This window comes from Pseudomonas sp. TCU-HL1, assembly GCF_001708505.1.
Taxonomy (GTDB): domain Bacteria; phylum Pseudomonadota; class Gammaproteobacteria; order Pseudomonadales; family Pseudomonadaceae; genus Metapseudomonas.
Window position 1 is genome coordinate 4,753,451 of the sequence record NZ_CP015992.1, and the last position, 14,475, is coordinate 4,767,925.

A 14,475-nucleotide genomic window follows, 5' to 3' on the forward strand; every position below is an offset into this window, starting at 1 on the left:
CCACCAGCGGCGCTATGCCGTGCCTCGAATGGTGGACCGGTGAAGCGTGGTCCACCCGGCTGAATCGAGGTCCTGTGGGAGCGAATTCATTCGCAAAACGCCCGCACAACGGACTGCCGTGCTACGACACCATCCTGCGCAACGCATCCTTGGTCACCTTGCCCGCCGCATTCAGCGGCATGGCATCCACCAGTTGCACGCGGCGCGGCACCTTGTAGTTGGCCATCTGCTCACGGCACCAGGCGAGGAACTCGCCGGTATCCAGTTCCTGGCCAGCCGCAGGCAGCAGGAAAGCCATGGCCACTTCGCCCAGTCGCTCATCGGGAATGCCGATCACCGCAGTCTGGGCCACGCCGGGATAACGCAGGATCACCTGCTCGATTTCCGCCGGGTACACATTGAAGCCACCGGTGATGAACATGTCCTTGATCCGGTCGGTGATGCGCAGGTAGCCGTCTTCGTCGAGCACGCCGACATCGCCCGTGTGCAGCCAGCCGTCGGCGTCTATGGCTTCGGCCGTGGCCTCGGGATTGTTGAAATAGCCCTGCATCAAGTTGTAGCCGCGCACCAGCAGCTCGCCGGGCTCGCCCGGCGCGACCGGGTGGCCGGCCGCGTCAACGCAGCGCACTTCCACGTCTGGGAAAGCCCGTCCTGAAGTGGTGGCCACCCGTTCGGCAGAATCCCCCGGACGGCAGATGGTGACAAAGCCACAGGCCTCGGTGAGGCCATAGGCGGTGACGATGGTTTCGAAACCCAATTCGCTGCCCATGCGCCGTACCATCTCCACTGGCACCGAGGCTGCGCCGGTGACGGCCACCCGCAGGCTGGACAGGTCGTAACGCTCGCGGCCGGGGAAGGCCAGGATCGACTGGTACAACGTCGGCGGACCAGGCAGCACGCTGACCCGCTCGCGGGAAACCCGCTCCAGCATCACCGGCACATCGAATACCTGTTGCGGCAGGATGCAGCAGCCACGCATCAGCGCCGCCAGCCAGCCGGCCTTGTAGCCGAAGCTGTGGAAGAACGGGTTGACGATCAGGTAGCGGTCGCCCGGGCGCAGACCGACCATGGCGCTCCAGTCACGCACGATGCGCAGGTTCTGGCCGTGGGCACTCATCACGCCCTTGGGCTTGCCCGTGGTGCCGGAGGTGAACAGCAGGTCCAGGAGGCTGTCTTCGTCGACCTGGCTTTCACGCACCACCAGCTCGGCCGGAGAAACGTCGGCACCCAGCGCCAGGAAGGCGTCCCAGCCCAGGCAGCCGTCAGCCGCACCACGCAGGCAGATGCGGGTTCGCAGCGCTGGCAGCGCCTCGCTGGCCAGCAGTGCCGGGTAGTCCGTGCCGAGGAATTCGCCGACAACGAACAGCAGGCTCGCGCCGCTTTCGCGCAGGATGTAGCCCGCCTCGGCGCCTTTCATCCGCGTATTCAGCGGCACCAGCACCGCGCCGACGCTCTGCAGGGCGATGGCGGCAACTATCCATTCATGGATGTTCGGCGCCCAGATGGCCACCCGTTCGCCGGCCCGCACCTCCAGCGCCAGCAGCGCGCGAGCGGCCTGGCGGCGCAACTGGTCGAGCTGGTGATAACTGAGGCGGGTGCTGTCGTCCTCGATGGCCGTGGATTCGCCATAGCGAATGGCGGCGGCGGCCAGCAGTTCAGGGATGGTCAGGGCGCTTTCCAGGTTGGGCATGGGCGTTTCTCGGGCGCGACGGGGCAGCGGCCGGGTACACCCGGCCGTGGTCAGAGCAAGGAAATCAGGCTTGCGGCGGAGCGAAGCGGCGGCCGGCGGAGAAGCCGCCATCGACACCGATCATCTGCCCACTGACGAAGGAGGCATCGTCCGAGGCGAGGAACAGCGCCACACTGGCCACCTCTTCCGGGCGCCCGGCACGGCAGAGCATGTGCTGCGAAGCGAAGAAGGCGTGGAAGGCTTCCTGCTCCTTGACCATCTGGGTCATCGGCGTGTCGATCAGGCCGGGGCACAGGCCGTTGACGCGGATATTGGCGTGGCCGTAGTCGATGGCCAGGGAGCGGGTGAGCTGGCTGATGCCGCCCTTGGAGACGTTATAGGCGGTGTTGTTGTCGCAGCCCTGCTCGCCGAAGATTGAGCCGACGTTGATGATCGAGCCGCTCTTCTGCGCCAGCATCGGCACCAGTGCGTACTTGCTGGTGAGCATGCTGCCGGTGAGGTTGATGTCCAGTACCCGCTGCCACTCGCTGGTGGGTGCGCTGGTGATATTGCCCTGGCTGGCCACCCCGGCGGCATTGACCAGCGCATCGAGCCGACCAAAGCGCTGCACCACTTCTTCCATCACTGCCTGCACCCGCGCTTCATCGCGCACATCGAGGCTCATGAACAGCGGCGCCGGATTCAGACCTTCGAGGCTCGCGGCAATATCCGCGCGCGGCTCGCCCACATCCAGTCCGATTACCTGTGCGCCTTCGGCGGCGAAACGGCGAACGCAGGCCAGACCGATACCCGACGCCGCTCCGGTGATGACCGCGACCTTGCTAGACAGACGTGCCATGGGAAACCTCGTTGCTTGTTCTTGGAATGGGGGTTTCGGCGGAGTCTACCGCTGGTACGGGCGGGAGTGATCGTCCGTTGGGACTAACTCGACATGGCACTACCCTTCGTAGGTTGTGGCTGAGCTGCGCGAAGCCCAACAGCGGGGCTGAACCGGGCTACGTTGGACTTCGCTGCGCTCAGACCAACCTATGCGGCTGCTGCGCAGCCGATCGCGAATGAATTTGCCCCGACAAGAAAAAACCCGGCCGAAGCCGGGTGTAAAGGCACAGACATACACGCTCAATACCACCCGCAAGGGCGGTAGCCCCCGGCTGTCACCCCGGAAACTTCAGTTTCAGCCGCGCGCTTGCAGGGCGGCCCTGGCAGGTCAGGGTCCAGCCTTCGGCGAGTTCCGCGGGGCTGAGGATATCGTTGCGCGAGAGCATCACTTCACCCTCTTCGACCTTGCACATGCAGGCGCCGCAGAAGCCCTCCTCGCAGGAATAGGGCGCATCGAGGCCGGCATTGCGCAGGCTCTGCAACAAGGTCTCGCCGGGCTGGACCGGCACCTCGCTGAGTTGGCCGTCGAGCTCCACCAGCAGTTCTTCCGCCGCGATCCCGGCCACAGCGGGAATGCCCGCCTGCTCATCGTGATCGGACGGCGAAACGAAACGCTCCACATGGATGCGCTCGCGCGCCTCGCCCAAGCCCAGCAGCGCCCGTTCCACCGTGTCCATGAACGGCCCTGGCCCGCAGATGTAGAACTCCGCGCCGGTGTGGGCACGCACCAGTTGGCGAACCTCGCCGTCGGTGAGGAAGCCCTGCACCGAGTCCAGCACGTGAACTACTTCCAGCTGCTCCACATGGGCCTTGGCCAGTGCCTTGAGCTCATCGCGGAAGATCACCGAAGCCTCGTCGCGATTGGCGTATACCAGCTTGATTCGGCGCCTCGTGGTGCGCAGTGCCGACTTGAGAATGGAGAACACCGGGGTGATCCCCGAACCGCCACCGAACAGCACCAGGTCGTGCTCGCCGGGGCGCAGGTGGAAGTGGCCGGCGGGCGGCAGCACCTCCAGCCGGTCGCCGGGACGTACCTGGTCGTTGAACCAGTTGGACACTCGGCCGCCATCCACGCGCTTGATGGTGACCTTGGGCAAGGCATCGCAATCCGGTGAGCTGGACATGGAATAGCAGCGCGTCAGCCGCTTGCCACCGAGCACCACGCGAAACCCCAGGTACTGCCCCGCCTTGTAGTGGAAGCGCGCTTCGAGCCCTGCGGGAATCCGCAGCACCAGCGAGCGGCTATCGTGAGTCTCGCTGATCACCTCGGCCACTTCCAGCTGGAAGGCGCCGGACTGCTGGGGCTCGATCACAAGCGGCTGCACGCTACCCATCGCTATCTCCGGATCAAAGCAGGCCGCTGACGGTCTGCGCGTTGTCGATGCGCAGCTCGCTGCCGTTGATGAAGCGCGACTCGTCGGAGGCGAGGAAGAGCACCAGGTTGGCGATGTCGCGCGGCGCGCACATACGGTTCTTAGGGTCCTGGTCCAGCACCTCCTGAGGCACCGCCTGGCCGCCCATCAGGGCCTGGGTCATGGGCGTGTTGATGCCGTCCGGGTGCACGCTGTTGCAGCGGATGCGATAGCCCTGCTCCTTGCAGTGCAGTGCCACCGAGCGGGTCAGCGCGGCCACCGCCCCTTTGGACGCGGAGTAGGCGCAGAAGGCCGGCATGCCGCCCAGCGCCGCCACCGAGGACATGTTGACGATGGAACCGCCGCCGCTGTCCTTCATCGCCGCGATGGCGTACTTGCAGCCGAGGAAGTAACCGTCGCTGTTGATGCGCTGGACCTTCTGCCACAGCTCCAGGCTGGTGTCCTCGACACTGGCCATGGCCAGGATGGCGGCGTTGTTCACCAGTACGTCGAGGCGGCCGAATTTTTCCAGGGTGACCTTGATGACGTTCTGCCAATCCGCCTGGCTGGCGATGTCCTGGCGGACGAAGATCGCATTGGCGCCGATCTCGGCGGCCACCTGGCGGCCGGCTTCTTCATTGAGGTCGGTGAGCACCACCTTCGCCCCTTCGCTGGCCAGCAGCAGCGCGTCTTCGCGCCCTACCCCGCTGGCGGCGCCAGTGACGATGCAGACCTTGCCTTCGACTCGTTTCATTGTTGTTCTCCTTGGGAAGAAGCCAGAACGGCACGAACCAGGCCCGCCACATGAGCACCGACGCGGCGTCCGGAGTGGACGCAGTCGGCCAGGGACAGGCCGGACACATAGAAATTGGACGCCACGCCCACCGCGTTGCGGCCGGCACTGAACAGGCCGGGGACGGGCTGGCCGTCCTGCCCCAGCACCTGGCCGCTGCGCTCGCACACCGTCAGGCCGCCAAGGGTGATCACCGGGCAGAGGAAAAGCTTGCTGGAAAAAGACAGGTCCAGGGCGTACCAGGGGCCCTCTTCCAGCGAGGCAAGAAAACCGCGCGACTTGCCCAGCTCGTCCTCGCGCTCGCCACGAGCTGCAGCGTTGTAAGTGGCGACCGTGCGTTCGAGATTCGCCTGCGGCAGGCCGATACGCTCGGCGAGTTGCGCCAGACTGCTGGCGCGGCGGGCGTTGAACAGCATGTTCAGCACGGCCGGCAGTCGCTGGAAGCTCCAGACCTTGCCCGGCCCTACCTGGGCGAAGGCGTCCTTCATCAGCGCACGGTTGAGGATGAGGATGGCGCGGCCGCCCTGTTCCTCCACCATGGCGTGACCGAGCTTGGCGCCGTAGGCCTCTTCGTTGCAGTAGCGCCGGCCTTCGGCATTGACGATCAACCCCCGGGCCCAGGCCAGCGGCGGATTGATGAAACGCCAGGCGCTGGCCCGTTCCATGCGCGCGGTGCATCCGCCGGCACTCTGGCCGAGGCGGATGCCGCTGCCGTCGCAACCACTGGTCCCCAGTGGCAGGCCATCGAGGTAGCGCGGCGCATGCAGCGTGAGCATCGCGCGGTTGAACACGAAGCCACCGGCGCTGAGCAGCACGCCGTGCAGGGCGCGGATCAGCCGGCGCTCGGCATGGGCCAGTTCCAGCGCACGCAGCTTGCGTCGCCAGCGATCGGCAAGCGCTGGAGCATAGGGATGGAGGGCATCGGTCCAGCGGGCGAGGCGTGCATGACGCTTCGCAGCCCGGCTGCCGACCGGCAACGCCCAGGCTTCGACGCCGAGCACGGCGCCGTCATCGCCCACCACCAGCCGTCGTGCCTCGCACTGGCGTTGCACGCGTACACCCAGGCGCTGCGCACTGGCTGCCAGCGGGCGAAACAGGTTGATGCCGGACATGCCCGAGCCCAGGGCGCGATGACCACGGGGCGCCGGACGGGCCTGGGCGGCGTAGCTCGGCACCGCCTCGTTGCCGGAGTAGTAGAGAAAATACTGGTCGCTGGGGTAGGAGGATTTCAGCGGCGGCACGCTGCCCTGGAAGGCCGCGCCGTGGCGCTCCAGCCAGGCCAGGTTGGCGCGGCTGTTTTCGCAGAACCCGCGCAGGGTCTCGGCAGAAACGGCATCCCCCACCTCCTGGCGCAGGTAGTCGTACATCGACTCGGGCGAATCCTCGAGACCGGCCTCAGCCTGTTGCAGCGTTCCGCCACCGGCATAGACCACGCCACCGCTGCGCGCCGTGGCGCCACCGCCGGCAAAGCGTTCCAGGGCCAGCACGGAAACACCCTGGCTCGCGGCCTCGATGGCGGCGCAGGCACCGGCGCCGCCGAAGCCCACCACCAGCAGGTCGGCGCTGTCATCCCAGGCCAGCTGCGCGGCGTCACGCACCCGCAGCGGCGCTTCGGGGCTCTGCTCCATGGCGGTCATGGCGTGCCCTCAGTTCGCTACGGCAAGGGACGATGCCGTGGTGGTGTAGGCGCCATTGAGATAGACCAGCGGGCTGATCTCTGCGCTGTTGTGAATCTCAACGATGCGGCCGATGAAGATGGTGTGGGTGCCATAGCTGAACTTGCCATCCTGGCGGCAGAGGATGGCCGACTGGGCATCCCCCAGGTACGGGACGCCGCCCTCGCTGTTGCGCCAGTCACCGCGCTGAAAGCGCGCCTCGCCCTTCACCGGGCCACTGCACAGGTGGGAAAGCTCCTCCTGTTCCAGGCCGAGGATGTTCACGCAGAAGTCCGCACCGGCATCCAGCACGTTGTGCAGGGAAGCAGTCTTGTTCACGCAGATGAGCAGTGACGGCGGCTCGGTGGACAGCGAATCCACCGCCGTGGCGGACATGGCGAACCGCTCCTGGCCATTGCTGGTGGTGATGATGGTCACGGACTTGGCCAGACGACGCATCGCCTGGAGCATCTCGCCTTTCAGATCGGCCTGGCTCATCGCACTGCCCTCTTGTTGTTCTCAAGTGGAGCCGATTCTTCGCCAGGGCCGGACGGGCAACATCGTCCGAGGGGACTAGTCGCCCATGTCGCCGATGCTCTTGTTTCTTGTGGGAGCGAATTCATTCGCGAAAGGGCTGCGCAGCAGACCCGATGGGGACCGGAGGGCAGGCCTGCGGCCTGCATCGCGATTGAAATCGCTCCTACAGCATATGGTCCGTTTGAGGGATGCCCGCCCCCCTTGCCCGTTGTTTGAATGCCCGGCGATAGGTGGAAAAGCCTTCAACAGGAGAACAACAACATGCTCGACCACGACCTGATCCGCCAACGCCTGAAACAAAGTGCCCGTGAGCTGGTGCCAGTGCTGCGCGAACGCGCGCCACTGGCCGCGAAGAATGGCCAGCTCCCCGAGGAAACCATCCGCGACTTCCAGGAAGCGGGCTTCTTCCGCATCCTCCAGCCGGCACGTTGGGAGGGTTACGAACTGGAGCCGCGTGACTTCTTCGAGGTGCAGATGACCCTCGCCGAAGGCTGCATGTCCTCGGCCTGGGTATTGGGCGTCGTGGCCATCCACAACTGGCAACTGGCACTGTTCGACGACCGCGCGGCGCAGGATGTGTGGGGGCAGGACTCGAGCGTGCTGATCTCCTCCTCCTACATGCCGGTGGGCAAGGTCACCCGCGTCGATGGCGGCTTCCGCCTCAGCGGTCGCTGGGGGTTCTCTTCCGGCAGCAAGCACTGCCAGTGGGCCTTCCTCGGCGCCATGGTGCCGCCGGAGAAGGACGGCGACGGGCCGGACTACCGCACCTTCCTGGTGCCGCGCCACGACTACAGCATCCTCGACAACTGGGACGTGATGGGCCTGGAAGCCACCGGTTCCCACGACGTGCTGGTGGAAGATGTGTTCGTGCCCGAGCACCGCACCCACCGCTCCATCGACGGCTTCCTGCAGAACAGCCCAGGCAATGCCGTGAACACGGCGCCACTGTTCCGCCTGCCCTTCGGGCAGATCTTCGTGCGCGCGGTGTCCTCATCCACCATCGGCGCGCTGCAGGGCGCCATCGACCTGTTCATCGAGGCCAACAAGGGCCGCGTAGGCGTGAACGATGGGCGCAAGATCATCCAGGACCCCGGCGCCCAGACTGCGCTGGCCAATGCCATGGTGACGGTCGACGAATGCCGCACCGTGCTGCTGCGCAACTTCGACCTGATGATGCAGCGCGCCAAGGCAGGCGAGCCGCTGACCATGGCCGAACGGGTGAAGATGCGCTACGACTCGGCCATCGTCCCCGACAAATGCGCCCAGGCGGTGGAAACGCTGATGTACAACAGCGGCGCCTCCACCATCTTCCGCCACCACGGCATCAACCGCACCTTCCGCGATATCCACACCGGCCGCGCCCACGTAGCCAACTGCCCGGGCAAGTACGCCCTCAACCTGGGTGGCGTGGGGATGGGGCTGGACAGCAGCGACTTCTTCCTCTGAGCACCGTTCCCCGTAGGATGGTGTGGAGCGGAGCGATACCCATCACCGCGGAGCGATGGGTATCGCAAGCTCCACCCATCCTACGAATCGGCCTCGCCACGACGCCCGCCCCGCGCGGGCGTCGTGCTTTGCGGGGCACCAAGATGACTAGTCCCTTTGGAGGATTCACGCCGATTTTCGATCCCACACCATGCGCTCAAGACCCGGCACCTGCGGGTTGACCGAACGAAGAACAAGAAGGGCCAAGCGCATGAAATTTTCCCTGATCTACGAGGCACAGACGATCGACTCCAGCCGTGAAGGCGACCGTCGCATCTTCGACGAAACCGTCGAGCAGGCCGTGCTCGCCGACAAGCTCGGCTTCGACAATTTCTGGTGCGTGGAACACACCGCGCTGACCAACTACTCGCACATGTCGGCACCGGAAACCATGCTCGCCTTCGTCGCCGGCAAGACCGAGCGCATTGGCATCGGCCACGGCGTGGTCTGCCTGCCGCCAGCGATGAACCACCCGGTGAAGGTGGCCGAGCGCATCGCCACCCTCGACCTGCTGTCCAAGGGCCGCGTGCACTTCGGCGTGGGCAAGGGCGGCACCCAGCAGGAAGCCGGTACCTTCGGCTACGACCTGGCCACCCTGCAGCCGCAGATCGACGAAGCCATGTACCTGATCCCGAAGATGTTCGTGCAGGACGAGATCGAACATAACGGCGACTTCGTGAAGATCCCGAAACGCCCGATCCACCCCAAGCCCTACCAGGACCCGCACCCGCCGATGTACCTGGCCTGCACCAACACCGAGTCGCTGAAGAATGCCGGCGGCCGTGGCATGGGCGCCCTGGTGCTGGGCTTCGGCGGCCCCGAGGAAATCGCCAAGAAGGTTGCCGTGTACCACGAAGCCTGGGACAACCGTGATGAGAAGAACCAGGTGGGCTTCCGTCCCAACCGCCACATCGCCGCGCTGTGCCCGGCCATCGTCCTCGACGACAACGAGCAGGCCCGCCACATCGGCATCCGCGGCCAGCGCTACTTCATGGAATCCCTGGCCTACTGGTACGCCGGCGGCGAGCGCCCGGACCCGGAGAAGTGGAAGGAAGACACCTTCGTCGACGGCAACGGCCAGGCGGTGATCAAGTCGCGCTTCGCTTCCGAGGAAGTCACCGTGGACTTCTCCGACCCGACCATGGCGATGATGAACCCCAACCATGCCTATGGCACCGTGAAGGACTGCATCGGCTACGTGCAGCGCCTGATCGACGCCGGCGCCGACGAAATTCTCTTCATCTGCCAGATGGGCACCGTGCCGCAGTGGGCGCAGATCGAGACGCTGAAGAACATCGGCGAACACGTGATTCCCTACTTCCGCAAACAGAAGGACTGACCTGAGCAGCGGAGTGAGGAATGGAAAACGGGCCTTCAGGCCCGTTTTTCTTTTGGGATGGCACAACGGTGGTTGGGCTCTTCCTGTGGGGGCGAATTTATTCGCCATGCAGATCGAAGATCTGCCGTAGGTTGGTCCGAGGAACGAGGCCCAACATTGCGGTCTCGATCGTTGGGTTTCGCTTCGCTCTACCACAACCTACATGACCCGCAGACTCCACAGTGTTTCCTCGCTGCTCCTCATCCCGACTTCTTCACGATGGCCTCGGCAATGCTCGCCGGCGCTTCGGCGTAACGGGCGAATTCCATGGAGAAACTCGCCCGCCCCTGGGACATGGAGCGCACGTCGGTGGCGTAGCCGAACATCTCGCCCAGGGGTACTTCGGCGCGGATGATCTTGCCGGAGACGCCGTCGTCCATACCGTGGATCAGGCCCCGCCGGCGGTTGAGGTCGCCCATGATGTCGCCCATGTAGTCTTCCGGCGTCACCACCTCCAGCTTCATCACCGGTTCCAGCAAGACCGCGCCGCCCTTCTGCGAGAGCTGCTTGGTAGCCATGGAGGCGGCGATCTTGAACGCCATCTCGCTGGAGTCCACGTCGTGGTACGAACCGTCGAACACAGCGGCCTTCAGGCCCAGCAGCGGGTAGCCGGCGAGCACGCCGTTCTTCATCTGCTCCTCGATGCCTTTCTGGATGGCCGGGACGAATTCGCGGGGAACGGCGCCACCCACGACCTCGTTGATGAATTCCAGCCCCTCCTTGCCTTCGTCCGCCGGCGCGAAGCGGATCCAGCAGTGGCCGTACTGGCCGCGACCACCAGACTGGCGAACGAACTTGCCTTCGATCTCGCAGGTCTTGCGGATGGTCTCGCGGTAAGCCACCTGCGGCTTGCCGGTGTTGGCCTCGACGTTGAACTCGCGCTTCATGCGGTCGACGATGATGTCCAGGTGCAGCTCACCCATGCCGGAAATGATGGTCTGCCCGGTTTCTTCGTCTGTCCTCACCCGGAATGAAGGGTCTTCCTGGGCCAGCCTGCCAAGGGCGATGCCCATTTTTTCCTGGTCGGCCTTGGTCTTGGGTTCGACGGCGATGGAGATCACCGGCTCGGGGAAGTCCATGCGCTCGAGGACGATCGGTTTGTTCAGGTCGCAGAGGGTGTCGCCGGTGGTGACGTCCTTCATGCCGATCAGCGCGGCGATGTCGCCGGCACGCACTTCCTTGATCTCCGCGCGGTGGTTGGCGTGCATCTGCACCATGCGGCCGACGCGCTCCTTCTTGCCTTTCACCGAGTTGAGCACGGCGTCGCCCGAGTTCAATACACCGGAGTAGACGCGAACGAAGGTCAGGGTGCCGACGAAGGGGTCGGTGGCGATCTTGAACGCCAGGGACGAGAAAGGCTCGTTGTCGTCGGCGTGACGTTCGTCTTCCTTCTCAGGATGGTCCGGATGGGTTCCCCGAATCGAGGGAATCTCGGTAGGCGCCGGCAGCAGTTCGACCACGGCATCCAGCACCAGGGGCACGCCCTTGTTCTTGAAGGAGGAGCCGCACACCGCCGGCACCACGTCGCAGGCCAGGGTGCGGACGCGCAAGCCGGTCTTGATGTCCTCCTCGCTGAGCACGCCCTCGTCGAGGTACTTGGTCATCAGCTCTTCATTGGCTTCGGCCGCCGCTTCCAGCATCACGTTGCGCCAGTGATTGGCCTGCTCTTGCAGTGCGGCGGGAATCTCCTCCTCGCGGAAGCTGGCGCCCTGGTCGACATCGTTCCAGTAGATGGCCTTCATGCGGATCAGGTCGATCTGCCCGTTGAAGTTTTCTTCCTGGCCGATAGGCAGCTGGATCGGTACCGGGGTATGACCGAGGCGCTTCTTGATCTGCTCCACCACCCGCAGAAAATCGGCGCCGGCGCGGTCCATCTTGTTCACGTAGGCAATGCGCGGCACATGGTACTTGTCGGCCTGGCGCCAGACGGTTTCCGACTGCGGTTCTACGCCGTCGGCCCCGCTGAACACCACCACCGCGCCGTCGAGCACACGCAGGGAACGCTCCACCTCGATGGTGAAGTCGACATGGCCGGGGGTGTCGATGATATTGATGCGGTACTTGTCGAGCTGCTTGCGCGAACCGTTCCAGAACGCCGTGGTGGCTGCCGAGGTGATGGTGATGCCGCGCTCCTGCTCCTGCACCATCCAGTCCATGGTCGCGGCGCCGTCGTGCACCTCGCCCATCTTGTGGTTGACCCCGGTGTAGTAGAGAACCCGCTCGGTGGTGGTGGTCTTGCCGGCGTCCACGTGGGCCACTATGCCGATATTGCGGTAGTGGCTGATGGGGGTTGTACGGGCCATGGCAATCACCTCCGTGCGGGTTTGTGGATTACGGCAAGGCCGCACGCCTTCCGGCGGTGCCTGTGGACACCTGGCTCGGGAACTCAAGGTTGTGAGCGGCTGGCCTTGCTGCAAGGGCATGGCGCAGCCCCCAGGCCGGCACCTCCCCTCCTTTAACGCTAGCACCGCCATCGCCGGGGCATCGGCCGCTCATCTGCCCGCCCGACCGGACGCCTTCCTGAAACGGCAAGGGGGAAGCCAAGACATGGCCGCCCCCTTGCCGGTGGCCGCTCAGATGTTCTTCAGGAACTGCCGGAACTCCTGCTCCGTGAAGCCACGCAGCGTCTGCGTCTTCACGTTGCCGAGTGAGGCGGTTTTCAGAAGCAGCGTAGTGGCGGCTTCTTCCGAGCCTTCGACAACCAGAACGAGGTCGTAGTGGCCGACCGTCCAGTAGGCCGCCTTGACCGAAACCCCGTGCTGCTCGGCCAACGACTTGAAGGCGGCGAATCGATCGGGGGAATCCTTGACGTTGCGAATGCCCTGGTCGGTAAAGCTTGCCAGCGTGATGTAAGTAGCCATGTGATCGCTCCTGTCGAGTTGCAGGGCGACGGTCCGATTCCCGGAAGCCAATGCATCGGAAGAAGGCCGCCACTCTCCCGGCCATGCATGCCCACAAGGCGTAACCGCCAGGGGCCCTGTCGACAAACATGCTTCCGACGACCTCCACCTGATAGGAATAGCACTCCTTGAAATGAATGCCTGACCGTTGATCCCCCCTCCTCCGGGCAGGCTCGGGACGCCGACCTATACTGAAAGGCCCGACAGGCCCACAGACCTGTCGAGAACCTTGCCGCCCACGCGGCATCCCTCAGCAGCCAGCAGAAAGGAGGATGTACATGGCAATCCGCATTGGTGACGAAGCGCCGGATTTCACCGCCGACAGCACCGAAGGCACCCTCAACTTCCACCAGTGGATCGGTGACCAGTGGGCCATCCTGTTCTCCCACCCCAAGGACTTCACTCCGGTCTGCACCACTGAATTGGGCTACATGGCCCGGCTCAAGCCCGAGTTCGACAAGCGCAACACCAAGGTAGTGGGCCTTTCCGTGGACCCGGTAAGCGACCACCGCAAATGGGTCGGCGATATCGAGGAAACCCAGGGCCACGCGGTGAACTACCCGATGATCGGCGACGAGAACCTGGTGGTCGCCAAGCTCTACGACATGATCCACCCCAACGCCAGCGCCGGCCCGCGCACCGCCGTGGACAACGCCACGGTGCGCTCGGTGTTCATCATCGGCCCGGACAAGAAGGTCAAGGCCATGCTGGTCTACCCCATGAGCGCCGGCCGCAACTTCGACGAAGTGCTGCGCCTGCTGGATTCGCTGCAGCTCAATGCCAAGCACACGGTAGCGACGCCGGTGAACTGGCGCCCGGGAGATGACGTGATCATTCCCACATCGGTGTCGGACGAGGATGCGAAGAAGAAATACCCCGAAGGCTTCAAGACCCTGAAGCCGTACCTGCGGGTGGTCGCCCAGCCGAAATGACCGTCTGCGCACCCTCCTCCGGGAGGGTGCGCGTGGGCTGCCATACTGTCCTGCATGGTCAGGGCAACGTTCCGTTTCTACGAAGAGCTCAATGATTTCCTGCCCGCCGAGCGGCGCCGGCAGGCGTTCACCTGTGCCTGTGCACGAGCGGCCACGGTCAAGCACATGATCGAGGCCCTGGGCGTGCCCCACACTGAAGTGGAACTGGTGCTGCTCAACGGCGAGTCGGCGAGCTTCGACCGGGTGATACTCGATGGCGACCGGGTGGCGGTCTATCCCAAGTTCGAAACCCTGGATATCAGCCCCCTGCTCAAGGTCCGCACCCGTCCACTGCGGGTACTGCGCTTCATTGCCGACGCCCACCTCGGCGGGCTGGCCAGCCTGCTGCGCATGAGCGGCTTCGACACCTTGTACGACAACGCTTTCGAGGACGGCCAGATCGCCGAGATCGCCGCTCACGAAGGACGCATCGTGCTGACCCGTGATCGAGAACTGCTCAAGCGCCGCATCATCACTCACGGCTGTTACGTACATGCGTTGAAGCCGTCCTTGCAGCTGCGTGAGCTCTTCGAGCGCCTGGACCTGGCCCGCAGCGCCAATCCCTTCAGCCTCTGCCTGCACTGCAACCGCCCCCTGCGGGAAATCGCCCCAGAACTCGCCCGCCCGCGCCTGCCCCCGCGCATCGGCGCGCTCTATTCGCGTTTCCTCAGCTGCGACGTCTGCGAACGCCTGTATTGGGAAGGCTCCCACTGGCGCAGCATGTGCGCCCTCCTCGACCCCCTGTTGTCTGTGGATAAGTCCGGCGAAGCCTGACGGATGCTTACCCACAAAGGCAGTGGATGAAGCTGTGGATAAGCTGTCGGGAGATGGCCAG

Annotated in this window: 12 protein-coding genes; 4 read left to right on the forward strand and 8 right to left on the reverse strand. The window is 64.8% G+C overall.

Going from position 1 to position 14,475, the window contains the following annotated elements; all coding sequences use genetic code 11:
- Positions 1 to 121: 121 nt before the first annotated feature.
- The 6 genes from THL1_RS21775 to THL1_RS21800 all read right to left on the reverse strand — a co-directional run bounded on the left by THL1_RS21775 (position 122) and on the right by THL1_RS21800 (position 6,867).
- A complete protein-coding gene (locus tag THL1_RS21775) occupies positions 122 to 1,690 on the reverse strand; it encodes a FadD3 family acyl-CoA ligase (RefSeq protein WP_069085180.1) in 1,569 nt (522 codons plus the stop codon).
- A 64-nt stretch (positions 1,691 to 1,754) separates the two neighbouring features.
- On the reverse strand, positions 1,755 to 2,528 hold the full coding sequence (locus THL1_RS21780) for an SDR family NAD(P)-dependent oxidoreductase (RefSeq protein ID WP_069085181.1): 774 nt from the start codon (positions 2,526 to 2,528) through the stop codon (positions 1,755 to 1,757).
- Between the two features lie 316 nt (positions 2,529 to 2,844).
- Positions 2,845 to 3,903, reverse strand: a complete 1,059-nt coding sequence (locus THL1_RS21785) for a ferredoxin--NADP reductase (RefSeq protein WP_069085182.1) — start codon at positions 3,901 to 3,903, stop codon at positions 2,845 to 2,847.
- 13 nt (positions 3,904 to 3,916) lie between these two features.
- Positions 3,917 to 4,675: a glucose 1-dehydrogenase gene (locus THL1_RS21790; RefSeq protein ID WP_069085183.1), complete on the reverse strand. Its 759-nt coding sequence runs from the start codon at positions 4,673 to 4,675 to the stop codon at positions 3,917 to 3,919.
- Positions 4,672 to 6,351: an FAD-binding protein gene (locus tag THL1_RS21795; protein ID WP_069085184.1), complete on the reverse strand. Its 1,680-nt coding sequence runs from the start codon at positions 6,349 to 6,351 to the stop codon at positions 4,672 to 4,674. Before THL1_RS21795 ends, THL1_RS21790 begins: the two co-directional genes overlap by 4 nt.
- Positions 6,352 to 6,360: 9 nt before the next feature.
- On the reverse strand, positions 6,361 to 6,867 hold the full coding sequence (locus THL1_RS21800; RefSeq protein WP_069085185.1) for a flavin reductase family protein: 507 nt from the start codon (positions 6,865 to 6,867) through the stop codon (positions 6,361 to 6,363).
- A gap of 300 nt (positions 6,868 to 7,167) precedes the next feature.
- Here THL1_RS21800 and THL1_RS21805 point away from each other — a divergent pair, with 300 nt between their 5' ends.
- Together THL1_RS21805 and THL1_RS21810 are read left to right on the forward strand one after the other, a co-directional pair.
- Complete coding sequence (locus THL1_RS21805) at positions 7,168 to 8,352, forward strand: flavin-dependent monooxygenase (protein WP_069085186.1); 1,185 nt, start codon at positions 7,168 to 7,170, stop codon at positions 8,350 to 8,352.
- A 250-nt stretch (positions 8,353 to 8,602) separates the two neighbouring features.
- Positions 8,603 to 9,730, forward strand: coding sequence for an LLM class flavin-dependent oxidoreductase (locus tag THL1_RS21810; RefSeq protein ID WP_069085187.1), 1,128 nt, complete (start codon positions 8,603 to 8,605; stop codon positions 9,728 to 9,730).
- 239 nt (positions 9,731 to 9,969) lie between these two features.
- On the opposite strand, the gene fusA is transcribed toward THL1_RS21810, so the two are convergent.
- The gene (fusA, locus tag THL1_RS21815; protein WP_069085188.1) at positions 9,970 to 12,072 is read right to left on the reverse strand and encodes an elongation factor G; all 2,103 of its coding nucleotides are present in this window, start codon (positions 12,070 to 12,072) and stop codon (positions 9,970 to 9,972) included.
- Positions 12,073 to 12,342: 270 nt separating this feature from the next.
- The gene (locus tag THL1_RS21820) at positions 12,343 to 12,630 is read right to left on the reverse strand and encodes a GYD domain-containing protein (RefSeq protein ID WP_069085189.1); all 288 of its coding nucleotides are present in this window, start codon (positions 12,628 to 12,630) and stop codon (positions 12,343 to 12,345) included.
- 317 nt (positions 12,631 to 12,947) lie between these two features.
- Between THL1_RS21820 and THL1_RS21825 the strand changes: the two genes are divergently transcribed.
- Together THL1_RS21825 and THL1_RS21830 are read left to right on the forward strand one after the other, a co-directional pair.
- A complete protein-coding gene (locus THL1_RS21825; protein ID WP_069085190.1) occupies positions 12,948 to 13,601 on the forward strand; it encodes a peroxiredoxin in 654 nt (217 codons plus the stop codon).
- A gap of 54 nt (positions 13,602 to 13,655) precedes the next feature.
- On the forward strand, positions 13,656 to 14,414 hold the full coding sequence (locus THL1_RS21830; RefSeq protein ID WP_069085191.1) for a Mut7-C RNAse domain-containing protein: 759 nt from the start codon (positions 13,656 to 13,658) through the stop codon (positions 14,412 to 14,414).
- Positions 14,415 to 14,475: the final 61 nt, after the last annotated feature.

Coding starts and splice junctions, on each gene's coding strand:
- THL1_RS21810 (WP_069085187.1), top strand. CDS start 8,603: ATGAAATTTTCCCTGATCTACGAGGCACAGACGATCGACTCCAGCCGT.
- THL1_RS21825 (WP_069085190.1), top strand. CDS start 12,948: ATGGCAATCCGCATTGGTGACGAAGCGCCGGATTTCACCGCCGACAGC.
- THL1_RS21830 (WP_069085191.1), top strand. CDS start 13,656: ATGGTCAGGGCAACGTTCCGTTTCTACGAAGAGCTCAATGATTTCCTG.
- THL1_RS21800 (WP_069085185.1), bottom strand. CDS start 6,867: ATGAGCCAGGCCGATCTGAAAGGCGAGATGCTCCAGGCGATGCGTCGT.
- fusA (WP_069085188.1), bottom strand. CDS start 12,072: ATGGCCCGTACAACCCCCATCAGCCACTACCGCAATATCGGCATAGTG.
- THL1_RS21805 (WP_069085186.1), top strand. CDS start 7,168: ATGCTCGACCACGACCTGATCCGCCAACGCCTGAAACAAAGTGCCCGT.
- THL1_RS21820 (WP_069085189.1), bottom strand. CDS start 12,630: ATGGCTACTTACATCACGCTGGCAAGCTTTACCGACCAGGGCATTCGC.
- THL1_RS21785 (WP_069085182.1), bottom strand. CDS start 3,903: ATGGGTAGCGTGCAGCCGCTTGTGATCGAGCCCCAGCAGTCCGGCGCC.
- THL1_RS21795 (WP_069085184.1), bottom strand. CDS start 6,351: ATGACCGCCATGGAGCAGAGCCCCGAAGCGCCGCTGCGGGTGCGTGAC.
- THL1_RS21775 (WP_069085180.1), bottom strand. CDS start 1,690: ATGCCCAACCTGGAAAGCGCCCTGACCATCCCTGAACTGCTGGCCGCC.
- THL1_RS21790 (WP_069085183.1), bottom strand. CDS start 4,675: ATGAAACGAGTCGAAGGCAAGGTCTGCATCGTCACTGGCGCCGCCAGC.
- THL1_RS21780 (WP_069085181.1), bottom strand. CDS start 2,528: ATGGCACGTCTGTCTAGCAAGGTCGCGGTCATCACCGGAGCGGCGTCG.